The sequence below is a fragment of the Streptomyces sp. NPDC004647 genome, from assembly GCF_040609575.1.
Lineage (GTDB): Bacteria > Actinomycetota > Actinomycetes > Streptomycetales > Streptomycetaceae > Streptomyces.
Genome location: NZ_JBEXKU010000022.1, coordinates 18291 through 40887, shown reverse-complemented (window position 1 = coordinate 40887; position 22597 = coordinate 18291). Strand labels below are relative to the sequence as shown.

17 protein-coding genes, 2 tRNA genes and 1 pseudogene are annotated in these 22597 nt (G+C 68.6%); 3 read left to right on the top strand and 17 right to left on the bottom strand.

All coding sequences use genetic code 11. From position 1 onward, the window contains the following. Positions 1–41: 41 nt before the first annotated feature. A complete protein-coding gene (locus tag ABZW18_RS12530; RefSeq protein ID WP_356185932.1) occupies positions 42–575 on the bottom strand; it encodes a peptidylprolyl isomerase in 534 nt (177 codons plus the stop codon). A 255-nt stretch (positions 576–830) separates the two neighbouring features. On the opposite strand from ABZW18_RS12530, the gene ABZW18_RS12525 reads away from it, so the two are divergent. Next, on the top strand, positions 831–1559 hold the full coding sequence (locus ABZW18_RS12525; protein ID WP_356185929.1) for a DUF5324 family protein: 729 nt from the start codon (positions 831–833) through the stop codon (positions 1557–1559). 134 nt (positions 1560–1693) lie between these two features. Here ABZW18_RS12525 and ABZW18_RS12520 read toward each other — a convergent pair whose 3' ends face one another. From ABZW18_RS12520 to ABZW18_RS12505, 4 genes and pseudogenes are all read right to left on the bottom strand, one after another. Beyond that, positions 1694–1924: a hypothetical protein gene (locus ABZW18_RS12520; protein ID WP_356185926.1), complete on the bottom strand. Its 231-nt coding sequence runs from the start codon at positions 1922–1924 to the stop codon at positions 1694–1696. Between the two features lie 32 nt (positions 1925–1956). After that, entirely contained in the window at positions 1957–2130 is a 174-nt protein-coding gene (locus ABZW18_RS12515) for a hypothetical protein (RefSeq protein ID WP_356185923.1), read from the bottom strand. A 596-nt stretch (positions 2131–2726) separates the two neighbouring features. Next, positions 2727–3110: pseudogene (locus ABZW18_RS12510) on the bottom strand (DUF6010 family protein); the annotation flags it as partial. A gap of 549 nt (positions 3111–3659) precedes the next feature. Then, positions 3660–3732 (bottom strand) — tRNA-Ala (locus ABZW18_RS12505). Positions 3733–3895: 163 nt separating this feature from the next. On the opposite strand from ABZW18_RS12505, the gene ABZW18_RS12500 reads away from it, so the two are divergent. Then, positions 3896–4444, top strand: coding sequence for a DNA-binding protein (locus ABZW18_RS12500; RefSeq protein WP_356185920.1), 549 nt, complete (start codon positions 3896–3898; stop codon positions 4442–4444). A gap of 23 nt (positions 4445–4467) precedes the next feature. Continuing rightward, positions 4468–5811: a serine/threonine-protein kinase gene (locus tag ABZW18_RS12495; RefSeq protein ID WP_356185918.1), complete on the top strand. Its 1344-nt coding sequence runs from the start codon at positions 4468–4470 to the stop codon at positions 5809–5811. A gap of 1 nt (position 5812) precedes the next feature. Here the strand turns inward: ABZW18_RS12495 and ABZW18_RS12490 are convergent, their stop codons facing one another. The 12 genes from ABZW18_RS12490 to dnaA all read right to left on the bottom strand — a co-directional run bounded on the left by ABZW18_RS12490 (position 5813) and on the right by dnaA (position 22249). After that, complete coding sequence (locus tag ABZW18_RS12490; RefSeq protein ID WP_356185915.1) at positions 5813–7276, bottom strand: hypothetical protein; 1464 nt, start codon at positions 7274–7276, stop codon at positions 5813–5815. Next, positions 7270–9183 (bottom strand): VWA domain-containing protein, encoded by a 1914-nt coding sequence (locus ABZW18_RS12485; protein ID WP_356185913.1) that lies wholly within the window; start codon positions 9181–9183, stop codon positions 7270–7272. The genes ABZW18_RS12490 and ABZW18_RS12485 overlap by 7 nt, the downstream gene beginning before the upstream one ends. 146 nt (positions 9184–9329) lie before the next feature. Next, positions 9330–9464 (bottom strand): DLW-39 family protein, encoded by a 135-nt coding sequence (locus tag ABZW18_RS12480; protein WP_219818897.1) that lies wholly within the window; start codon positions 9462–9464, stop codon positions 9330–9332. 156 nt (positions 9465–9620) lie between these two features. Continuing rightward, positions 9621–9694: transfer RNA gene (locus ABZW18_RS12475), tRNA-Ile, on the bottom strand. A 48-nt stretch (positions 9695–9742) separates the two neighbouring features. After that, positions 9743–10501, bottom strand: a complete 759-nt coding sequence (locus ABZW18_RS12470; protein ID WP_356185909.1) for a DUF3566 domain-containing protein — start codon at positions 10499–10501, stop codon at positions 9743–9745. A 3-nt stretch (positions 10502–10504) separates the two neighbouring features. Continuing rightward, positions 10505–13126 carry a DNA gyrase subunit A gene (gene gyrA, locus ABZW18_RS12465; RefSeq protein ID WP_356185907.1) on the bottom strand — a complete coding sequence of 874 codons (2622 nt, stop codon included), beginning with the start codon at positions 13124–13126 and terminating at the stop codon, positions 10505–10507. A 66-nt stretch (positions 13127–13192) separates the two neighbouring features. After that, positions 13193–15253: a DNA topoisomerase (ATP-hydrolyzing) subunit B gene (gene gyrB, locus ABZW18_RS12460; protein ID WP_356185904.1), complete on the bottom strand. Its 2061-nt coding sequence runs from the start codon at positions 15251–15253 to the stop codon at positions 13193–13195. Between the two features lie 270 nt (positions 15254–15523). Beyond that, positions 15524–16078 carry a DciA family protein gene (locus ABZW18_RS12455; protein WP_356185901.1) on the bottom strand — a complete coding sequence of 185 codons (555 nt, stop codon included), beginning with the start codon at positions 16076–16078 and terminating at the stop codon, positions 15524–15526. Beyond that, on the bottom strand, positions 16075–17265 hold the full coding sequence (gene recF / locus ABZW18_RS12450; protein ID WP_356185898.1) for a DNA replication/repair protein RecF: 1191 nt from the start codon (positions 17263–17265) through the stop codon (positions 16075–16077). The genes ABZW18_RS12455 and recF overlap by 4 nt, the downstream gene beginning before the upstream one ends. An 83-nt stretch (positions 17266–17348) precedes the next feature. After that, the gene (gene gnd / locus ABZW18_RS12445; protein ID WP_356186052.1) at positions 17349–18224 is read right to left on the bottom strand and encodes a phosphogluconate dehydrogenase (NAD(+)-dependent, decarboxylating); all 876 of its coding nucleotides are present in this window, start codon (positions 18222–18224) and stop codon (positions 17349–17351) included. Positions 18225–18436: 212 nt separating this feature from the next. After that, positions 18437–19567, bottom strand: coding sequence for a DNA polymerase III subunit beta (gene dnaN, locus ABZW18_RS12440; RefSeq protein ID WP_356185896.1), 1131 nt, complete (start codon positions 19565–19567; stop codon positions 18437–18439). A gap of 825 nt (positions 19568–20392) precedes the next feature. Beyond that, positions 20393–22249 (bottom strand): chromosomal replication initiator protein DnaA, encoded by a 1857-nt coding sequence (gene dnaA, locus ABZW18_RS12435; protein ID WP_356185893.1) that lies wholly within the window; start codon positions 22247–22249, stop codon positions 20393–20395. Positions 22250–22597 lie beyond the last annotated feature (348 nt).

Here is a 22597-nt window from a genome sequence, read left to right as displayed (position 1 = left end):
CGTCATACGGACGGGCGGGGCAGGTTGGTTCCCGTTCCGGGTCAGCCTTCCCGGGTCTCCACGACGACCGACTCGATCACGATGTCCTTCAGCGGACGGTCGGTGCGCGGGTTGGTCGGGGCCGCCACGATGGCATCCACGACCTGCTGGCTCTTCGGGTCGACGATCTCGCCGAAGATGCTGTGCTTGTTCGTGAGCCACGCGGTGGGCGACACGGTGATGAAGAACTGCGAGCCGTTGGTGCCCGGGCCGGCGTTGGCCATCGCCAGCAGGTAGGGCTTGTCGAAGGCGAGGTCCGGGTGGAACTCGTCACCGAACTCGTAGCCCGGGCCACCGGTGCCGTTGCCCAGCGGGTCCCCGCCCTGGATCATGAAGCCGCTGATCACCCGGTGGAAGACGGTGCCGTCGTACAGCCTGTCCGTGGACGTCTTGCCGGTCGCGGGGTGCGTCCACTCACGAGAGCCCTCCGCGAGCTCGACAAAGTTCTTGACCGTCTTCGGCGCGTGGTTCGGCAGAAGCCGGATCTCGATGTCGCCGTTGTTGGTCTTCAGGGTGGCGTAGAGCTGCTCAGCCACGATCTGCCTTCCGTAGTTTTCACTGGCCTTCCACGATCCTCGCACGGACGGTATCGCGACGAGTACCCGCCGAACCGGAGCGCGCGACGCCGAACCATGGCATCGTCAGCAGAAGGTCCCGAAGCGTCTGCTTGATCTGCTTTTGGGGACCTTTACCCGGATGCCCGGCCGCCATTCCGTATACGGCGCGAACGGGCATGATCTCTTATCGGGTGGAAAGGCGAAAACCGTACCGCCACCGAAGAGGAGGATCCCGTGACCCGCATCGACAGCGTGCGCGCCGCGACCGGCACCGCAAAGGACAGCGTGGTGCACGCCGCGGAGGTGGTGGCGCCATACGCCGGCACGGCCAGGGACCAGGCCGCGCACTACGCGCAAGAGGCCCGCGCTCGGCTGGCGCCCAAGGTCTCCCACGCCGCACAGCAAGCCCGTGACAGCGCTCTCGTCCAGTACGACACGCACCTCCAGCCGCGTCTCCAGCACGGTTTCGACCAGGCTCGCGGTGCGCTGCCACCGAAGGTCGACGCCGCCGCGAGCCGCGCGGCCAAGCGCGCTCGCAAGGCCGCCAAGCAGGCGGCGGAATACACCGTGCCCAGGGTTGAGCACGCGGTGGCCGCCGCCGAACCGATGCGCGAGGAAGCCGTACAGCGCAGCGCCGCGGCTCTCGCAGCGCTGCGCGGAGACGTGACAGCCGCGGACATCGAGAAGCTGGTGAGGAAGCGCCGCCGACGGGCGAAGGGCGCCCGGGCTGCGAAGCGGGTGCTGGTGCTCGGCGCGCTGGCCGGAGGCGCCATCGCCGTATGGAAGTGGTGGGAGAAGCAGGCCAACCCGGACTGGCTGGTCGAGCCCCCCGCCGCGACAGAACTGGGTGACCGCCCGCTGACCTCGGTGGACGGCAGCGAGCAAGCCGCTCTGGACCCGGAGGTGCAGGCAAAGCAGGCCGAGGCCGAGGCGCAGGGACGCAAGCGCGGACACAAGCGCTGAACTCTTGAAAGCCGGTGGGAGCCGGTGAGGGCCGGCACATGCCGTGCGGCGGGAGACCTGAGGTCTCCCGCCGCACGGAGTATCGGGGTGGAGGCCAGGGGAGTCGAATTGCCGGGCCGGCCCTGTCGGTCGGGTCAGTCCCGGGGTGCCCGGTCCGACGACGCCTCCACCGCCCGAAGGAGGAGGCTGGTCGCCACCGCCGCCCGAAGGTGGATGCAACCTCCGGTGTTTCCGCCTCTGTTCAGCCAGACGCGGACGGATCCCCCGTCCTGGACCACCAGGTAGTCGGCCTTGGCGTTGTACGCGTCGATCCTGGGCTGCAGGCCCGGCTTCCCGGCGGGAATGAGAGCGGCGACCAGCACCATCGTTTCCGGGGCGTCTTGGAATGCCTCGCTGATCAGGCCGCTGAGCCTGGTCGGCGCCCGATCTCATGGTTCTGGTTCAGGTCGTTGGTGCCGGCGTGGTGCAACGTGATCACAATGGGCCGACTTGACGGCACCGAGCAATCCGCGATCTCGGCGATCTGATCGATCCGCCGGCCAGGGTGGCCCTCGTTGTCGCCGTCGGGCATATCACCCCACCGCCGCGACCCGACGAAGTCCAGCTTCTTCGTTTCCCCTCCAGGTCGTCCCACAGTTCCACCGGTGACCTGCCTTGTTGGAACTGCCCAAGCCGTGGGTGATCGAGTCACCCATCAGCATGAGCGTGACACTCCGCTCCCTCAGCCCGTCAAGGCCGGGGTCGTAAACCCCCATCCCCTGTCCGACCAGCCAGTCGTATCCGGCGTATCACCTTCCGTTTACGCCAGAGCTGTGCCACATCGGTTCCTTCATCGGGCCCATTGACTTCCTAGCCGCCTTCTATCGCCCGCCCGGGGAATCGGCGGTAACCACAAGGGCTCCCCAGACCAACGCCCCGGCTACGACCATGGCCGTTATCAGGGTGCGGATTCTTCTGCGATGCACACCGCCGGATGGGCGGAATAGAACTCGGTCGAGCATCACGGGTCTTTCTTCCCGTCGGGTGCGAAAGCAGCCAGCGAACGGAGACGGGCAGCGACGCCGGCGGGGGCCCGTCCCTCTGGGGCCTGATTGCGCTGGCCGCCTCATCACTTCCCGGCGTCGTGGCCATCTTCCTTTGACCGATGGCCGACCGGGAGCGGGAGATCCGCGATCGGAGAATGTCGGTGACCGAGGGGCCACCCGTGAAGCACCACACGGCGATCACGGGGTCGCAGACAGCGCAGCCGAAAGAGGAGTGTTCCGCGAACGGGATGATCGGGTTACCGTGCAGGTGGTGCAGCAGGTCCCATCCGGTGTGCAGCAGCCACGCTATGCCGATGAACGTCCACGACTCCAAGCCACGGTAAGCGCAGTACGTGACGACCGCCGTGAAAGCGAATTCCCAAGGACCGAAGCCCCCTCCGCTGATGTAGACGGCTCCGGCTCCGGCGACCATGATCGCATTGAATCGGCGCCGGTGCGGCTCGCGGATGAGGGACATGAGACACACATACAAGACGCCAATGAAAATCGGCGCGACGACGGTCATGGTCGGGGCCTGCCCTTCGCTGGAAAACCACCTGGCCTGAGGCGAGGAGGATGGCCCAACAGACGCTATGGGCCCGCCTTCCGTTCGCAGTAGTGGCTGAAGTGACATTCACCAACGGGATTTCGCCAGGAGCCGATGGGATGGCTCGGGTTATGTGGGATCGCACACGCTGCGACTGCGTCCGGCGTCACGTGCTCACGGTTCAGCGTCGCCACAGCGGGTGCCGCGGCCCCGCCGCCGCACCCGCTGTGGCGACGCTGCCGCCGCGATGCTGCACGCAGCGCTGCACGGGACGAGGGCCGCCATGCACGCGTAGAGCTCGGCCGACTTGAGGTCGTCGGAGGGCTCCGACTCGCTTGCCGTGCCGGGCTTCACCTGCGCGCCGGCGGACGACGTATGTGGGCTCCCCGTCCCTGCGTCCCTTGGTCTCGATGGAGGGCCAGGCGAAAGGCCGTAATCGAAGTGATGTGCCCACTCCGTGTCCCCAGAAGGACAACACAGAAAGCCCCTCTGACCGCGTTTCCGCAGTTCAGAGGGGCTTTCTCGATGTGGAGCCTAGGGGAGTCGAACCCCTGACATCTGCCATGCAAAGACAGCGCTCTACCAACTGAGCTAAGGCCCCGAGGGGTGGTGAATCGGACCGTCGCGCACTGCGCCCCGCCGACTGCCGCAGACCAGAGTACCTGGTGTTCGGGGGAACCTCGCAAAAGGATAAGGGACTCCCGATCCGCAATCACGCTCCGTAGGATGTCGCGCGAGGTTCGCAGCAGCGAAGGGGAGTCGTCATGGATGCAGCACAGCAGGAAACCACCGCCAGGGCCCGTGAGCTGCAGCGCAGCTGGTACGGGGAACCGCTGGGGGCGCTCTTCCGCCGGCTGATCGATGACCTCGGCCTCAATCAGGCGCGACTGGCCGCTGTGCTGGGACTGTCGGCCCCCATGCTGTCGCAGCTGATGAGCGGTCAGCGAGCGAAGATCGGGAACCCTGCTGTCGTTCAACGAGTCCAGGCGCTCCAGCAGTTGGCGGGGCAGGTCGCGGACGGCAGTGTCAGCGCGGCCGAGGCCGCGGACCGCATGGAAGAGATCAAGAAGACCTCCGGCGGCTCCATGCTGAGCACCACGTCCCAGTCCACGTCGAGCTCCGGGGCTCCGACCGTGCGCCGTGTGGTCCGCGAGATCCAGTCGCTGCTGCGATCGGTCGCGGCGGCTGGGGACATCATCGAAGCGGCGGACTCACTCGCACCGACCCAGCCGGAGCTGGCAGAGTTCCTCCGGGTGTACGGCGCCGGGCGGACCGCGGAAGCGGTGGCCCATTACGAGGCGCACCAAGGCTGAGCGACGAGGGCGGACAAGGCGCAATGGGTGAGGTCTTCGCTGGCCGGTACGAGCTGATCGACCCGATCGGGCGCGGTGGGGTGGGCGCTGTCTGGCGCGCATGGGACCAGCGACGGCGGCGCTATGTCGCTGCCAAGGTGCTGCAGCAGAGCGATGCGCACACCCTGCTGCGGTTCGTACGGGAACAGGCGCTGCGGATCGACCATCCGCATGTCCTCGCCCCGGCGAGCTGGGCCGCGGACGACGACAAGGTGCTGTTCACCATGGACTTGGTGAGCGGCGGCTCGCTCGCCCACCTCATAGGAGACTACGGCCCGCTGCCGCCCCGTTTCGTCTGTGCGCTTCTCGACCAGCTGCTGTCCGGACTGACCGCGGTGCACGCGGAGGGCGTTGTGCACCGCGACATCAAGCCGGCCAACATCCTTCTGGAGGCCACCGGCACCGGCCGCCCCCATCTGCGGCTGTCCGACTTCGGCATCTCCATGCGCAAGGGCGAGCCCCGGCTCACCGAGACCAACTATGTGGTGGGAACGCCCGGTTACTTCGCGCCCGAGCAGATGATGGGCGCCGAACCGGACTTTCCCGCGGACCTCTTCGCGGTCGGCCTGGTCGCTCTGTATCTGCTGACCGGCCGCAAGCCGGACTCCCAGGCCCTGATCGAGCACTTCGCCTCGCACGGTGTGCCGAGCGCGCCCGAGAGCGTCCCGGAGCCGCTGTGGCAGGTGCTCGCGAATCTGCTGGAACCTGACCCGCAGGCGCGGTTCAGGACGGCCACGGGAGCGCGCAAGGCGATCGTCGCCGCGGCGGAGATGCTGACCGAAGCGACCGTCGAGGAAGAGGCCGTCGAGGTCTTCGACCACATCGGGCCACTGCCCGCAGGGTTCGGCCCGGACGGCCCGGTTTCGGGGGCTCCCCACACCCCCGAGAGCCCCACGGGCACCGCGGGAGCCGCGGGAGCCGCGGGAGGGCTCGTACCCCCCCAGTCCGCTCCGTCGGAGACGGGCAGCTTCCAGCTGGCACCGCCCGCGCAGCCGAGCACCCCACCGACGCCCACACCGGTACCGACGCAACCGCCCGCACACGCTCCTGCCCCGGTCCCACAGACGTCCCATGATTTGGCCCCCCTGTCCTCAGCCCCGCCGAACCAATCCCAGACTCCGGCGTCGGCGGCACATCGCGATTACGCACCTACTCGTCCATACACCGCTCACGGCCCGCAGGTTCCCGCTCCTGCTCCCGCTCCGCCGGCATCGCCGGTTCCTGCCCCGCAAAGCCGTCCGGGACCGCCCCCGAAGGTGACGGTCCCGGTGCTGCTCGTGGCACTGCTCTGCTTCGCGGTCGGCATCTGGGCGCTGACCGCGGGGTGACTCACCAGCTGGGCGGCGGCCCGTACTGCTGATCCTGGGGCGGCGGCCCTGCCTGCCCGTGGCCCCCTTGCTGTGCGTGGCCTGCCTGCTGCGGGTGCGGAGAGTGTTGCGGGGGCAACTGTGCCTGCCGCGAGGCCGTCGCGGCACCGGCGGCCGGTGCGGCACCGGCCGATGAGCGCCGCCGGGCCAGCAGGATCCAGACACCGAGCCCCAGCAGCAGGACCGTACCGGCGCCGATCCCGGCGTACGCGACCAGCTGCATGGTGTCGTTCCGCTCCGCCTGCTCCTCCGTCAGCCCGTTCTCGGCCATCTCCCGGTCCTGCGGGGTGACGGAGAAGTCCGCCGCTTCCTTGCTGTACGCGGGCCCGGCCTTCGGCGTGCCCTTCAGGTCCACGCGCAGCGTGAGGTCGGCGCCCTTCCCCCCGAAGAACTTGGCGGTGTCGGGGTGCATGGACACAGCGAGGTAGTACCAGCCCGCGAATCGCATGGCCGAGACCGGTCCGTTGCTGCTGAAGCGATTGCCGTAGTTCACCGGAGCGGTGAACAGCGACGTTGCCGACTGCTCGCCCTCGTAGTCGGCGAAGTCGGCGCCGTCCACCGGCCCTCGTGCCGGGTTGAACACCGACAGCCCCAGGGCATCCGGAATGTAGCCATTCGAAGTTCCCTTTTCAGATGGCGAGTTGGGCAGCTCGGCACTCACATTGAGCTGCTGCGCCCAGTTGACCGGCACCCGGTAGAAGCGGGTCTCGCCCGGCCTGATCCGGTCCTTCCACACGCCCTGGCCGACCGATCCGGCGTCATTGAAACCGGTCCCGCCCATAGCCTTCCGCTTCGAGCTGCCGGCCAGCGGCGCGGGCGTCTCCGTGCTCCAACTGCCCTCGCCCGGCTCGGCGGGCACACTTCCCTTCAGCCCAGGTTCGGACATGAAGCGCAGCTCGATGGGCCAGCGGCCGGGGTTGGACGTGGCCTCGCCCTGCCGCTCCACGTAGAAGTAGTACGGGCCCTTCTGCTGGCAGGCCGTCCGGTCCCCACCCACCAGGCGGGTGGCGTAATCGGCGATGGGATACGCCATCCCGCCACCCTCGAAGTTCGCGTCCTCACTGGTGGAGCATTCGTCGCCGCTGTGGTCCGACAGCGTCACCTTCAGCCCGTCGGTGTAGTCCTCGACCTTCGTGCCGGGGGCCGGAGCCGCCACCGCCGAGAGGAAAGCGCTCGATCTGGCGTCCAGCTCGACGCTGTAGACCTTCTTCTCACCGCGCCCGATCGTGTCGGTGTACGTTCCGGGCTCGATCGGGGGCGCGTCCGCGCTGGTGCGTGCGCCCTTCACCGGCTTGGCGTCGTCGGCGGCCCGGTACGTCGGCAACTCACCCTTGTCATCGGCCAGAACCGCTCCCGGCAGCACCACCACCGTGCACAGCGCCGCCACCGCGGCGAGGCCGCTCGCCCTCGTGCCCCGCGTCACCACGCGTCTCTCCTCATCGGGTCCGTACCGCTGTTCTTCTTACGCGCCCGTCCGTAGGCCACCGCGAGCCCGGACAGGAGGACGACGCCCAGACCGATGGCAACGGCTGCGACGACCGGGCCGGAGGCCCATCCTCCACCGCCGGCTTCCCCGCTGTCTGCCGAGGGGCCGGAATCGGCGGCCTTCACCACGGGCGCGTTGTGCTGCGGCCCGGCCTTCTCCTTGCCGAGCACGGCGACTCGCAGCTTCACGCCGATCTGCGGGTTCTCCGCGATCTCGGCGGCCTTCGCGCCCAGGGTGACCGCGATGTAGAAATTGCCTTCGTCGTGCACCGGAACGGTGTTGGGATGTGACTCGTAGCGATTGGTCCACGCGACCGGCACCGTGCCCATCCGGAGCGCCTTGAGCCGTCCGTCGTAGCTGACCTGCGGGGTGAACTCGCCGGTGCCGCCGCCGACCGGGTGCCGGGCCGGGGTGTAGACCTGGGTGGCGCCGTAGGAGATCTCCGAGCTGTACCCCTTGACCGTGGGTTCGTTGGCGAACTCCACGTCGTAGCGCAGCTGCTGCCCCCAGCCGACGGGCACCTTGTACCAGAGCGTCTGCGACGGGAGAACCGTGCCCCGCCACACGCCCTGCCCGATCTCCTTGGCGTCATTGAAGCTCGTACCGCCGTTGATCCGCTTCGGCGCTCCGGTGGGCAGCTGGGCGTCCTTGGCTCCCGCGCCGTACTCCGGCTCCGACTGGGCGGGTGTGACGCCCTTCTTCAGCGGCTTCTCGACGTCGTACGTCAGCTCCAGCGGCCACCGCGAGGCATCCGAGCCCTTCCCGGCCTCCCGTTCGACCATCAGCCGGTAGCGGCCCGGATCGTCGCAGCTCCCGTAGCCGTCCTCGGACGGGATGCGGCTGACTCCGGAGGTGATCGGAGTCGCCCCCTCGTTCTGCGCGAACTGCTCGGTGCTGCTCTCGCAGACGCTGTCGGCCCCGGCCTGCACCTGGGTGCGCAGCGCGTCGGTGACATCGACGGCCGCTCCGGGCTGCGGGGCCGCCGTGGCCGAGAAGTTCGCGGTCGAGGTGCCGTCCAACTCCACCGAGTAGTAGCGCCGTTCGCCGGGCCCGATGGTGTCGAGGTACTGACCCGGCTCCAGAGCAGTGGCGTTGCCCTGGCTCAGCGAACCGGTGACCTTCTTCCCCTTGAAGCGGTAACCGTCGGCCGACAGCTGCCCTGCGCGCTGCAGTTGCCGGGCCAGCGCGTCGGCGTCGGGAGCGTCGTAGTAACGGCCGTTGCCCGCCTCGGCTACGCACTCCAGCTGCTTGCGGGCCGCTCCCCGCACCTGGAAGCCGATGGCGTCGACCCGCAGATCGACCCCGCTCTCTCCGAGCTGCTCGGCGACCTTGCACGCCTCCGGGGCACCGCAGTTGTCCTCGCCGTCGGAGATCAGCAGGATCGTACGGCGGCCGAGCGAGCTGTCGGTCCGCGCGGGCAGGTCGGCCGCGGCCTTCTGCAGGGACAGCCCGATAGGGGTGTCCCCCTTGGGCCGCACGGCGGCGACGGCCCGCTTCATGGCTCCACGGTCCAGCGGCTCCACGGGGCGTACCAGCCGGGTGTCGGTGCAGCCCTGCGGTTTGTCGGCGCCGTAGACCCGCAGTCCGGTGGGGTAGCGGTCGGGCAGGGTGTCCACCACCGTGCGGACCGCCTTACGGGCCGATTCGATACGCGTACTGCCGGAGCCGTCGTCCTCGGCCATCGAGCCGGACGAGTCGAGCACCATCACCAGGCTGCTCCTGCCATCGGCCGGCCCGGCGACGGACCCGGCTGCCGGCGCCGCGCCGGCCGGCAGCGAAGACGCCGTGAGTGCGATCAACGTGCCGCAGATCAGTGCCCCCGCCGCCCGGCAGTGAAGTCTCGCCATCCCTGTACTCCCCCTCACAGGACCAAAAGCTTTGCTCACGCAAGGTATTGATTTGCTGAGGCAAATTCAAGAGCCCTGCGTCACGGTCCCGCAACAGCATGAAGCCCCGGCCGCCGAGCGGCCGGGGCTTGAAAGGGCTGTTCGGCTCACACACCCGGACCTGCGGGCACGGAGTCGGTCGCCTCCGTCCACAGATCCTGCTCGGCGCGATCCGCCTGGATCTGGCGGTACACGAGGAGCCCGCCGATGGCGGCCAGTGCGACCAGGAGAAGCTTCTTCACCGCGCGACCTCGTCTTTCATTGACGTAGGGGACCTCTGGCGCCCGACTATACACACCGACCGATACCGATCGGTGACCTACGCCCGGCCCAAGTTCCTCGCCCCGCCAACGAGTCGGGCCCGGCGGAGAAACCTCCGTCCGGGCCCGATCACGCGGTGGGGCTAACAGGACTTGAACCTGTGGCCTCTTCCTTATCAGGGAAGCGCTCTAACCGTCTGAGCTATAGCCCCGCGCTGCATCGAAAGATTAGCGCACGTCGTGCACAGTCCCAAAATCGGTTACTCGTCCTCGGCCAGTGTCAGCTCGACACCGCCGACGAAGCCCGCCGACAGGTTGTAGATGAACGCGCCGAGCGTAGCCAACGCCGTGGCCAGCACGACGTCGATCACCGCGATGATCGAGGTGAACATCAGCACTCTGGGCAGTGAAAGGAAGGACTGCAGATCGAAGCCGTTGTTCTCGTTCGAACCCGTTGCCTCGCTGATCGTCCCGCCGACGGTACTGAAGACGCCCATCGCGTCCATGACCATCCACAGCACCGCGACCGCAACGATGGTGCAGATCCCCAGCGCGATGGAGAGCAGGAAGCTGACCTTCATCACCGACCACGGGTCGGCCTTGGCCACCCGCAGCCGGGCCTTGCGGATGCGCGGAATCGTACGGGCGCCGGTACGGGGGCGCCGCACCGACTGCTGCTGCCCCGGACGGCCTGTCGGTGCGCCACCGTCCTGCGCAGCGCGCGGCGGCGACGCGTAGGCCTGCGGCGGGTGGTACGGCTGGGGCGGTGGCGGCTGAAGCTGCACCTGCGGTTGCGGCTGGGGCTGCGGTTGCGGTTGCGGCTGGGGCTGCGGTTGCGGCTGGCGCGTGCCCGTCACCGTCGTCCCGCCACCGGAGTCCCCTTGGTGTGAAGCGTCCTGCGGGCTTTCACCGCCGTCGCCGGCTGAGCCACGGGCTCCCTCCGCCGCGGTCGCGGACCCGGAAGGGGCGCGCCCCTCGGCTCTCGGACCGCCCGTCCCGGCGCCCGTGGCTCCACTCACGACTTACTCCTCGTGCTCGTCGGCCGGGGCGTCAATGCCCTCGGCCGCCTCCGGCGCGGCACCCTCGGCTGCGTCGGCCAATTCCTCGACCTCTTCAGCTTCACGACCTGCCTCGGCGTTCCGGGCGACGCCGACCACGGCATCGCGCTTGCCCAGGTTGATCAGTTGGACGCCCATGGTGTCACGGCCCGTCTCCCTGATCTCGTTGACCCGCGTACGGATCACACCGCCGCTCAGCGTGATGGCGAGAATCTCGTCGGTCTCCTCGACCACCAGAGCGCCGACCAGGGAGCCACGGTCCTCCACGATCTTGGCGGCCTTGATACCGAGGCCCCCACGACCCTGGACGCGGTACTCGTCGACATTCGTCCGCTTCGCGTACCCGCCGTCGGTGGCGGTGAAGACGAACGTACCCGGCCGGACGACATTCATCGAGAGAAGTTCGTCGCTTTCCCGGAAGCTCATGCCCTTGACGCCGGAAGTCGCGCGTCCCATCGGCCGCAGAGCGTCGTCCGTCGCCGTGAACCGGATCGACTGCGCCTTCCGGCTGACCAGCAGCAGATCGTCCTCGGACGACACCAGCTCGGCACCGATCAGTTCGTCCTCCCGGCCGTCGTCCATCGCCCGGAGATTGATCGCGATGACACCGCCGGAGCGCGGTGAGTCGTAGTCCTTCAGCGGAGTCTTCTTCACCAGGCCGGACTTGGTGGCCAGCACCAGATACGGCACAGCCTCGTAGTCCCGGATCGCCAGGATCTCCGCGATCTGCTCGTCCGGCTGGAACGCCAGCAGATTCGCCACATGCTGACCGCGCGCGTCCCGGCTCGCGTCCGGCAGTTCGTACGCCTTCGCCCGGTACACCCGGCCCTTGTTGGTGAAGAACAGCAGCCAGTGGTGGGTCGTGGAGACGAAGAAGTGGTCGACGATGTCGTCCTGCTTCAGCTTCGTGCCGCGCACACCTTTGCCACCGCGCTTCTGCGAGCGGTAGTCCTCGGTCTTCGTACGCTTCACATAGCCGCCGCGCGTGATCGTCACGACGATGTCCTCTTCGGCGATCAGGTCCTCGATGGACATGTCACCGTCGAACGGCACCAGCTTGCTTCGCCGGTCGTCGCCGAACTTCTCGACGATCGCGGTCAGCTCCTCGCTGATGATCTGCCGCTGCCGCTCGGGCGAAGCGAGGATGGCGTTGTACTCGTTGATCTTCGCCTGCAGATCGTCGTGTTCCTGGACGATCTTCTGGCGCTCCAGAGCCGCCAGTCGGCGCAGCTGCATCTCCAGGATCGCGTTCGCCTGGATCTCGTCGATCTCGAGCAGGCCCATCAGGCCCTCGCGCGCCACCTCGACCGTGTCACTGCGCCGGATCAGCGCGATGACCTCATCGATCGCGTCCAGCGCCTTGAGCAGACCGCGCAGGATGTGCGCCCGCTCCTCGGCCTTGCGCAGCCGGTACTTCGTCCGGCGGACGATGACCTCGACCTGGTGCGTCACCCAGTGGCGGATGAACGCGTCCAGCGAGAGCGTGCGCGGCACCCCGTCCACCAGCGCGAGCATGTTCGCGCCGAAGTTCGTCTGCAGATCGGTGTGCTTGTAGAGGTTGTTGATGACGACCTTGGCGACAGCGTCCCGCTTCAGCACAATGACCAGACGCTGCCCCGTACGCGAGGAGGTCTCGTCCCGGACGTCCGCGATCCCGCCGACCTTGCCGTCCTTCACCAGGTCGGCGATCTTCTGCGCGAGGTTGTCGGGGTTCACCTGGTACGGCAGCTCGGTGATCACCAGGCACTGCCGGCCCTGGATTTCCTCGACCTCCACCACCGCGCGCATGGTGATCGAGCCGCGCCCGGTCCGGTACGCCTCCTCGATGCCCTTACGGCCCACCACGAGCGCGCCGCTGGGGAAGTCCGGGCCCTTGATCCGCTCGATGAGTGCGTCCAGCAACTCCTCGTGCGAGGCTTCCGGATGGTCCAGCGCCCACTGGGCACCCTCGGCGACCTCCCGCAGATTGTGCGGCGGGATGTTGGTCGCCATACCGACCGCGATACCGGCAGAGCCATTGATCAACAGGTTGGGGAAGCGGGCCGGCAGGACCGTCGGCTCCTGGTTGCGGCCGTCGTAGTTGTCCTGGAAGTCGACGGTCTCCTCGTCGATGTCCCGGAGCATCTCCATGGACAGCGGCTTCATCCGGCACTCGGTGTACCGCATGGCGGCGGCCGGGTCGTTGCCCGGCGAACCGAAGTTGCCGTTGCTGTCGACCAGCGGCATCCGCATCGACCACGGCTGGGCGAGCCGCACCAGCGCGTCGTAGATCGAGGAGTCGCCGTGCGGGTGGTACGTACCCATGACGTCGCCGACGACGCGGGCGCACTTGTAGAAGCCCTTCTCGGGCCGGTAGCCGCCGTCGTACATCGCGTACAGGACGCGGCGGTGCACCGGCTTCAGGCCGTCGCGGACATCGGGCAGCGCACGCGACACGATGACGGACATCGCGTAGTCGAGGTAGCTGCGCTGCATCTCCGTCTCGAGCCCGACGGGCTCGACGCGAAGGCCCACGCCCTCGACGGCCGCGGGTGTGCCCTCGGGCGTGACGGTGGTCTCGGGAATGTCAGGAGTGTCGTCGGCCATTACTGGTCAACGTCCTTTCGAAGTTCAGGTCCCCCGTGCCGCAGGCCAGGGGGCGGGCAGGCCGACTCAGATGTCGAGGAAACGGACGTCCTTGGCGTTTCGCTGGATGAACGAGCGCCGGGCCTCGACGTCCTCGCCCATCAGCACCGAGAAGAGGTCGTCGGCCTGTGCCGCGTCATCCAGGCTGACCTGGCCGAGGACGCGGTGGTCCACGTCCATGGTGGTGATCCGCAGCTCCTCGGCGTTCATCTCACCGAGACCCTTGAAGCGCTGGACGGAGTCGTCCCGGATCCGCTTGCCGTTCTGCCGGCCGAGCTCGATCAGGGCGTCCCGCTCGCGGTCCGAGTACGCGTACTCGAAGTCGTCCCGGCCCCACTTGATCTTGTAGAGCGGCGGGCGCGAGAGGTAGACGTGCCCGGCCTCCACCAGCGGCCGCATGAACCGGAAGAGGAAGGTCAGCAGCAGGGTGTTGATGTGCTGGCCGTCGACATCGGCGTCCGCCATCAGGATGATCTTGTGATAGCGGAGCTTCTCGATGTCGAAGTCCTCGTGGATACCCGTGCCGAAGGCCGAGATGAGGGCCTGGACCTCGGTGTTCTGGAGGATCTTGTCGATCCGCGCCTTCTCCACGTTCAGGATCTTGCCGCGGATCGGCAGGATGGCCTGGTACTGCGGGTTGCGGCCGGACTTCGCGGAGCCACCGGCCGAGTCGCCCTCGACGATGAAGATCTCGCACTTCGCCGGGTCGTTCGACTGGCAGTCGCTGAGCTTGCCCGGCAGTGACGCGCTCTCCAGCAGCCCCTTGCGGCGGGTCAGATCGCGCGCCTTGCGGGCGGCGACCCGGGCCGTGGCGGCCTGGATGCCCTTGCGGATGATGTCCGCGGCCTCGTTGGGGTTACGGTCCAGCCAGTCGGTCAGGTGCTCGTGGGCGATCTTCTGGACGAAGGTCTTCGCCTCGGTGTTGCCCAGCTTCGTCTTCGTCTGGCCCTCGAACTGCGGCTCGCCGAGCTTGACCGAGATGATCGCGGTCAGGCCCTCGCGGATGTCCTCACCCGTGAGGTTGTCGTCCTTCTCCCGCAACAGCTTCTTCTCGCGCGCGTAGCGGTTGATCAGACCCGTCAGCGCCGCGCGGAAGCCCTCCTCGTGGGTACCGCCCTCATGCGTGTGGATCGTGTTCGCGAAGCTGTAGACACCCTCGCTGTACTGCGAGTTCCACTGCATCGCGATCTCGAGGGAGAGCATCCGCTCCTTGTCCTCGGCCTCGACATCGATCACCGTGGGGTGGATCAGGTCGCCCTTGCGGGAGTTGAGGTACTTCACGAAGTCGACGATGCCGCCCTCGTAGTAGTACCGGACCGTCAGCGCGTTGCCGTCTTCGTCCACGTGGTCGGGGCGCTGGTCGGTCAGCGAGATGGTGAGGCCCTTGTTGAGGAACGCCATCTCCTGGAAGCGCCTGGACAGCGTTTCGAAGGAGTAGTCCGTGGTCTCGAAGATGTCCGGGTCGGCCCAGAAAGTGACGGTCGTCCCCGTGGTGTGGACCTGCTCGTTCTTCGCCAGCGGAGCCGTCGGCGCACCGAGCTTGTAGTCCTGCGTCCAGCGGTGGCCATCCCGCCTGACCTCGACCGACACCTTGGCCGACAGCGCGTTGACCACGGAGACACCGACACCGTGCAGACCGCCGGACACGGCGTAGCCGCCGCCGCCGAACTTGCCGCCCGCGTGCAGGACGGTCAGCACGACCTCGATGGCCGGCTTGCCCTCGGAGGGGACGATGTCCACCGGGATACCGCGGCCGTTGTCGACCACGCGGACCCCGCCGTCGGGCAGGATCGTCACGTCGATGGTGTCGGCATGCCCGGCCAGGGCCTCGTCGACGGAGTTGTCGACGACCTCGTACACCAGGTGGTGCAGGCCCCGCTCACCGGTCGACCCGATGTACATGCCGGGTCGCTTGCGGACCGCGTCCAGACCCTCGAGGACCGTGATCGCGCTCGCGTCGTACGACGGTGCCTCCGTCACGGCGGGCCCGTTGCCCGAGCCGACAGCGTCTCCCTCGGTGGTGGAAGCGGTGATGTTCTCGTTGGGGTTGCCGGAATCGGCCACGAAGCGCCCTTTCTGGCACAGCACAAGCCGTCTCCGGGCATACGGGAGCGGCTGCGTCGTTCGACATGTTCCGCGAGTCGGCGGGATTGCTCTCTAGTCTACCGGTAGCGCCGACATGAATGGCGGTTTGCGGGTGCCTGAGTCCGCATGTGCCGCCCTGAACCGCCATCCGCCGACTCCCCATATGCGGCCCCGGGCTCCAAGAGGCTCACAGTGGCGCTCAGCGCTTCCGAGCGTCAACCCTTCACTACGGTGAGGAACGCCCTTTTTGCACGGCGGCCCGGCTCCGGGCGCTCAGCCGTACGTGTCGCCCGGCCCCTGGCTCCCCGGGGCCCTCAGCGGGCCGTATCGACGGGGTGGGCCGGCAGGGCCCTGCACCTTGATCAACTTGACCGTGCCCTGCCCCAGATCCGCGTTGAGCCGGGCGACGAGCTGCGGCGCGAGCAGCCTCAGCTGCGTCGCCCAGGCCGTCGAATCGCAGCTCACGGTCAGCACCCGCGCGTCTTCGTCGTACTTCTGCGGCTCACAGTGCTGCGCCACCTCCGGCCCCACCATCTGCGGCCAGCGGCCCATCACACCGCCAACCGCCGCAGGAGCCTCCCAGCCACGCTCGGTGATCAGCCGGTTGATCGCGGCGCCCAGCGGCAGTGGGTCGCGGCCGTCCGCCCGCGCTCCCGAGCGCAGACCGCCGCGGCGGGCCTGCTTCTTCTGCTGCGCGGCGGCGCCACGGGCCCTGGCCTGCTCCTTCGCCGCCCGGAGCGCCACCCGCGCGAGATCGACACCGGACGGCTCCGGCGGACGCGGAGCCTCGGCGTCCGAGGATGCGGGCCGCTCCGGCTGCTCCGTCATGAGGCCACCTTCTCCACCGCACCGTCGGCCACCACGAAGCGCGCCCCGGCCAGCAGACCGGGTACATCGTCCTCCACCGCCGCCGTGACCAGCACCTGCTCGGCCGGTGCGACCAGCTCGGCGAGCCGTTCCCGGCGCCGCTCGTCCAGCTCCGCGAAGACGTCGTCCAGCACGAGCACAGGCTCACCGGCCCGGCGGCCGCCACCCGGCTCACCCTCGGGGGCGGACCCCTCGGGACCGAGGTGTTCGGCGCGCAGCAGGTCGTACGAGGCAAGACGCAGCGCGAGCGCGTACGACCAGGACTCGCCGTGGCTCGCGTACCCCTTGGCCGGCAGTCGGCCGAGTTTGAGCAGCAGGTCGTCGCGGTGCGGGCCGACCAGCGTCACACCGCGCTCGATCTCCTGCTTGCGGGCCTCGGCGAGCGCACCGAGCAGCAGCTCGTACAGCTCCTCCCGGGTGTTCACGGCGGGGAGTCCCTCGCCGGTCGATCCGCGGTATTCGAGCGCGAGGGGACCGCCGCCGGGGGCCAGCTGTTCGTACGCCTTGTCGGCCAGCGGCTGCAGCGCCGCGATCAGGTCCAGACGCCCGGCCAGCAGCTCGGCCCCCGCGCGGGCGAGGTGCTGATCCCAGACATCGAGGGTCGACAGGTCCATCGAGCGGCCGCCGTGCCGACGGGCCATCGCCGCGCTCTTGAGCAGGGTGTTGCGCTGCTTGAGTACGCGGTCGTAGTCGGAGCGCACGCCCGCCATCCGGGGCGACCGGGCGGTGATCAGTTCGTCGAGGAAACGGCGCCGCTCCCCGGGGTCGCCCTTGACCAGGGCGAGGTCCTCGGGCGCGAACAGGACCGACCGGACGATGCCGAGCACGTCACGTGGCTTGACCTGGGATGAACGGTTGATCCGCGCGCGGTTCGCCCTGCCCGGGTTGAGCTCCAGTTCGACGAGCTGCTGCCGTTCGCCCTGGACGACGGCCGCCCGGATGATCGCGCGCTCAGCGCCCATCCGCACCAGCGGCGCATCGGAGGACACCCGGTGGCTGCCGAGGGTGGCCAGGTAGCCGATCGCCTCGACGAGATTGGTCTTGCCCTGGCCGTTGGGGCCGACGAACGCTGTGGCGCCCGGGTCGAGCGCGACCTCGACCCGGGCGTACGAACGGAAGTCGGCGAGCGACAGATGCGATACGTGCATGACGCGCTGCGGCCTGCGCCGCCGGCCTCCCCTGCGGTGTGCTTACTGCTGTCTTGTCCGGGGCGCGAACCCCGGCCCCCGGACTACGCGGTCTCGACCGAGTGTCCGCCGAACTGGTTGCGGAGCGCGGCGACCATCTTCATCTGCGGAGAGTCGTCCTGGCGGGATGCGAAGCGGGCGAAGAGTGACGCGGTGATCGCCGGCAGTGGCACAGCGTGGTTGATCGCTGCCTCCACGGTCCAGCGGCCTTCGCCGGAGTCGTCCGCGTAACCACGCAGCTTCTCCAGATGCTCGTCGTCGTCCAGGGCGTTGACGGCCAGATCGAGCAGCCAGGAGCGGATGACCGTGCCCTCCTGCCAGCTGCGGAAGACCTCGCGTACATCGGTGACCGAGTCCACGGCCTCGAGGAGCTCCCATCCCTCGGCGTAGGCCTGCATCATCGCGTACTCGATGCCGTTGTGGACCATCTTCGCGAAGTGGCCCGCGCCCACCTTTCCGGCGTGGACGGAGCCGAAATCGCCCTCCGGCTTGAGCGCGTCCAGGATCGGCTGGACCTTGGCCACGTCCTCGGCGGCGCCGCCGTACATCAGCGCATAGCCGTTCTCCAGGCCCCATACGCCGCCGGAGACACCGCAGTCGACGAAGCCGATGCCCCTGGCGTGCAGTTGCTCGGCGTGCTTCTCGTCGTCGGTCCAGCGGGAGTTGCCGCCGTCGACGACGACGTCACCGGGCGACAGAACCTCGGCCAGCTCGTCGATGGTGGTCTGGGTCGCGATTCCGGCCGGGACCATGATCCATACAACGCGCGGCCCCTTGAGACTGCCCACCAGGTCCTCGAGGCTGTGGACATCGGCGAGGTCCGGGTTGCGGTCGTATCCGATGACGGTGTGACCTGCGCGGCGGATGCGGTCGCGCATATTGCCGCCCATCTTGCCGAGACCGACGAGACCGAGCTCCATCACTGCCCTTTCATAGCTTTCGTACCTGCGGTCGAGCCTACGCCCGGTTACGGGCGCTCACCTGTGGGGATCGACCGCTCGCAGGAGCGGGAAGGGGGGACTCGGCCCGACCGTCACACCGGCATGCGGCGGCACTGCCGGGCAGGACTCGCGCGCTCCCGGCGGCTGGGCGCTCGCGGACCGAGCGCCGCCCCGGGTCAGCCGCTCAACGCTCAGCCGCTCAGCCGCACCGGCATGATCAGGTACTTGTACGCGTCGTCGGCCTCGGCGTCCACGGCCGGCTTACCGCTCAGCAGCGCGGGCTTCGTAGAGGTCGTGAAGGAGAGCTGGGCGACCGGGGAGTCGATGGCGCTCAGGCCCTCGAGCAGGAAGCCCGGGTTGAAGGCGATGGAGATGTCGTCGCCCTCGAGTCTGCAGTCGACCCGCTCCACAGCCTGTGCATCGTCGCTCGACCCCGCCTCGAGGATGAGCACACCCTGCTCGAAGCTCAGCCGGACCGGGGTGTTCCGCTCGGCGACGAGCGCCACGCGCTTGACCGCGTCGACGAACGGCGGGGTCTCGATCACCGCGACCGAGTTGAACTCGGTCGGGAAGAGCGTGCGGTACTTCGGCAGGTCACCTTCGAGCAGGCGGGTGGTGGTACGGCGCCCGGCGCCCTCGAAGCCGATCAGGCCTTCACCCTCACCCGAACCCGCCAGCGCGATGCTGACCGTGTCACCGCTGGTGAGCGACTTGGCGGTGTCGAGAAGCGTCTTGGCGGGCACCAGGGCGACCGCGGAGACGTCGGCCGTCTCGGGCTTCCACAGGAATTCCCGGACCGCGAAGCGGTAGCGGTCGGTCGCCGCCAGCGTGACGGTGTCACCCTCGATCTCGATCCGTACGCCGGTGAGCACCGGCAGCGTGTCGTCACGGCCCGCGGCGATGGCGACCTGGGAGGCGGCGGCGGCGAAGACGTCACCGGGGACGGTGCCGGTGGCGGTCGGCATCTGCGGCAGCGCCGGGTACTCCTCGACCGGGAGGGTGTGCAGGGTGAATCGCGAGGAGCCGCAGACAACGCTCACCCGGACACCGTCCGTGGAGATCTCCACAGGCCTGTTGGGAAGAGCGCGGCAGATGTCGGCGAGGAGCCGGCCGGAGACGAGAACGGTGCCGTCCTCCTCCACATCCGCTTCGACGGAGACGCGGGCCGAGACCTCGTAGTCGAAGCCGGAGAGGCTCAGGCTGCCCTCCTCCGCCTTCAGAAGCAGGCCCGCGAGGACGGGCACCGGCGGACGGGCCGGGAGGCTACGGGCCGCCCAGGCCACCGCCTCCGCGAGTACATCGCGCTCCACCCGGATCTTCACCGGAACCGCCTCCTGCTGTTGCTCGCTCGCCCTGCCGGCCTTCGTCGGCTCTGATGCCGCTGGACCAGTCTGACGCACGCCACCGACAGTCGGTGCGGGTCGGGGTCAAGTCGTTGCGAGGGGTGCCGGGCGGTCCGGAGCCGAGTTGTGCACAGGCCCCGTTTCCGGATGACTTTCCCGCTAGATCTACGTAGTCGTAGTAGTAGGGCCTGTGGAAACCGTGGATAACCGCGTCTGCGCAGCTCAGCACCGGTTTTTTGTCCACTGGCCCTGTGGGCGGCAGCCGTGGATAAGTCGGCCCCGCTGTGGACACCGGAAAGTTCTGCACACCCGATACACAGCCCGAGGCCGGTTCTCCCCAGCGCCGTCCCCAGATTTACCCATGTTCTCCCCAGCCCAACCGACCTCGTTGGTGTGACGGCTTTCACTCGGCCCGGTGAGAGCGGGTGTCGGGTTGCCGAACAGTGGACAGGGGTGTGGAGAAGCTGTGCACAAGTGGCTTCTGCCTGTGGGCGGGCAGTGGACAACGGGATCCGTGCTCCCCGGACGGCCCGGCCGTCCACAGTCTGTGGAATCGGGTTGACCACATTTCCACACCCGGCTGACCTCCCAGGACGCCCTTCTGCCCACCCCGGCTGTGGACACGTTCTGGACAACTCCGCAGTCCCCAGTCTGTGGACGGGACCCCGGCGGTAAATCTGTGGAGAAGCCGACCACCCCGGCACGTAATCGAACAGCATGGATGCCACAACGACGAAGGGCGCTCCGGGAGTTCGTCCCCGGAGCGCCCTTCGGACGCGGGTCGGCCGGCGCTGAGAGCGCGCGTCAGCCGTTCTTGATGCGGTTGGTGAGCTCGGTGACCTGGTTGTAGATCGAGCGCCGCTCGGCCATCAGCGCGCGGATCTTGCGATCGGCGTGCATCACGGTCGTGTGGTCGCGGCCGCCGAACTGCGCTCCGATCTTCGGCAGCGACAGGTCCGTCAGCTCGCGGCAGAGGTACATCGCGATCTGCCGCGCCGTCACCAGCACGCGGCTGCGCGACGATCCGCACAGATCGTCCACGGTCAGCCCGAAGTACTGAGCGGTCTCGGCCATGATCGCGGTCGCGGTGATCTCCGGCGCCGCGTTCTCGCCGCCCGGGATCAGGTCCTTGAGGACGATCTCGGTGAGCCCGAGGTCCACCGGCTGCCGGTTCAGGCTGGCGAAGGCCGTGACCCTGATCAGCGCGCCCTCCAACTCGCGAATGTTGCGAGAGATCCGGGACGCGATGAACTCCAGCACCTCCGGCGGGGCGTTCAGCTGCTCCTGCACCGCCTTCTTGCGGAGGATCGCGATCCGCGTCTCCAGCTCCGGCGGCTGCACATCCGTGATCAGCCCCCACTCGAAGCGGTTGCGGAGCCGGTCCTCGAGGGTCACCAGCTGCTTGGGCGGCCGGTCCGAGGAGAGCACGATCTGCTTGTTGGCGTTGTGCAGCGTGTTGAAGGTGTGGAAGAACTCCTCCTGCGTCGACTCCTTGCTCGCGAGGAACTGGATGTCGTCGACCAGGAGGATGTCCATGTCGCGGTAGCGCTTGCGGAACGCGTCCGCCTTGCCGTCGCGGATGGAGTTGATGAACTCGTTGGTGAACTCCTCGGAGCTCACATAGCGCACCCGCGTGCCGGGGTAGAGGCTGCGCGCGTAGTGCCCGATCGCGTGCAGCAGGTGGGTCTTCCCCAGGCCCGACTCCCCGTAGATGAAGAGGGGGTTGTACGCCTTGGCAGGCGCTTCGGCGACGGCGACCGCGGCGGCGTGCGCGAATCGGTTGGACGCGCCGATGACGAAGGTGTCGAAGAGGTACTTCGGGTTGAGGCGCGCGGTCGGCTCGCCGGGGCCGGTGGCGGGGGCGGGCTGCGCGGCGAGTGGTCCGGGGGCGCCACTGGGCGCGGGCGGGGCGCTGCGCGAGCGGCCGGGGCCCTGCTCGGGGATCTCGCGGCGCGGCGGCTCGTACGGCGGCCGGTCCTGCTGCGGCGCGCTGCGGGGGGAGGCGTACGGATCGTGCTCGGGGAAGCCGCCCAGCCGCTGCTGCTGCCATCCGTAGTCGTCGCGGTGGCCGGGGCCGCCCATGCCGCCGGAGGAGCGGGGCCAGCCACCGGGCTCGGGGCGGCTCTGCTGGTACTCGGGGTACGCGGGGCGGGCGGTGGGCAGCGTGTCCGCCGGGCGACCGTAGGCGTCGTATCGCTCGTAGCCGTCGTACGTGTCGCGGTCGCGGTCCTGTCCGCGATCGCGGTCACGCTCGGGTCCGCGGTCACGGTCGTGGTCATGGGAGGACTCGCGGCGCGGCGGCTCCTCGTAGCGCCGGGACTGCTGAGGTACGGGTGGCTGCGCGGGGGCCGTACTCTGCGGCGCCGGACTCCGCGGGCCGGGCATCTCGCTCTCGGCGGCGCTGACGGTCACCGCCAGGCGGATGGGCTGGTTGCACTCGTGGCTGAGCGCTTCGCTGATCAGCGGGGAAAGGCGGCCCTCGAGCACGCCCTTGGCGTATTCATTGGGGACGGCGAGCACCGCCGTGCCGGCGACCAGGACCAAGGGCTGGCAGTCCTTGAGCCACCGCTGGTCCTTGGCTTCGATCCCCTGGCCTTCCCCGAGGAGCTGGTCGAGCACGCGCGGCCACACTGCGGCAAGATCGGCAGGTACGTCAGCCACAAGGCACGCTCTCTCAGCTCACTGGGTGGGGGTGGCGCCGACAGGTCCCACGAATGTGTGGTTCTCGGGACGGGCAGGAAGAATCGGAGTCGAGCCACGGTAGTCAGGGCGACGTGCGTCGTTCAAGTCGTTGTCCACAGGGTGTGTACAAATGTGCCATGCCGGATGGCCGGTGCTCCGGCCGGGGCAGTTGCTCCTGTGCAGCGTGTCCCGGCGCTCGGTCGGTTTGACCGGATGGCGTAGCCGCGCGTACCGTGACCAGGTCGAGTTGTCGATGGCTGCTGCCGCCTGCCTCCGATGGGCAAAGATCACGATCCGTGGTCATGAAGCGGTGCACTCGGGCGTATT

What these genes read in the sequence shown, in the direction of transcription:
- ABZW18_RS12495 (WP_356185918.1), top strand. Translation starts at nt 4,468, where the DNA reads ATGGGTGAGGTCTTCGCTGGCCGGTACGAGCTGATCGACCCGATCGGG.
- gnd (WP_356186052.1), bottom strand. Translation starts at nt 18,224, where the DNA reads ATGGAGCTCGGTCTCGTCGGTCTCGGCAAGATGGGCGGCAATATGCGC.
- ABZW18_RS12515 (WP_356185923.1), bottom strand. Translation starts at nt 2,130, where the DNA reads ATGCCCGACGGCGACAACGAGGGCCACCCTGGCCGGCGGATCGATCAG.
- ABZW18_RS12520 (WP_356185926.1), bottom strand. Translation starts at nt 1,924, where the DNA reads ATGGTGCTGGTCGCCGCTCTCATTCCCGCCGGGAAGCCGGGCCTGCAG.
- ABZW18_RS12485 (WP_356185913.1), bottom strand. Translation starts at nt 9,183, where the DNA reads ATGGCGAGACTTCACTGCCGGGCGGCGGGGGCACTGATCTGCGGCACG.
- ABZW18_RS12455 (WP_356185901.1), bottom strand. Translation starts at nt 16,078, where the DNA reads ATGACGGAGCAGCCGGAGCGGCCCGCATCCTCGGACGCCGAGGCTCCG.
- recF (WP_356185898.1), bottom strand. Translation starts at nt 17,265, where the DNA reads ATGCACGTATCGCATCTGTCGCTCGCCGACTTCCGTTCGTACGCCCGG.
- gyrA (WP_356185907.1), bottom strand. Translation starts at nt 13,126, where the DNA reads ATGGCCGACGACACTCCTGACATTCCCGAGACCACCGTCACGCCCGAG.
- ABZW18_RS12500 (WP_356185920.1), top strand. Translation starts at nt 3,896, where the DNA reads ATGGATGCAGCACAGCAGGAAACCACCGCCAGGGCCCGTGAGCTGCAG.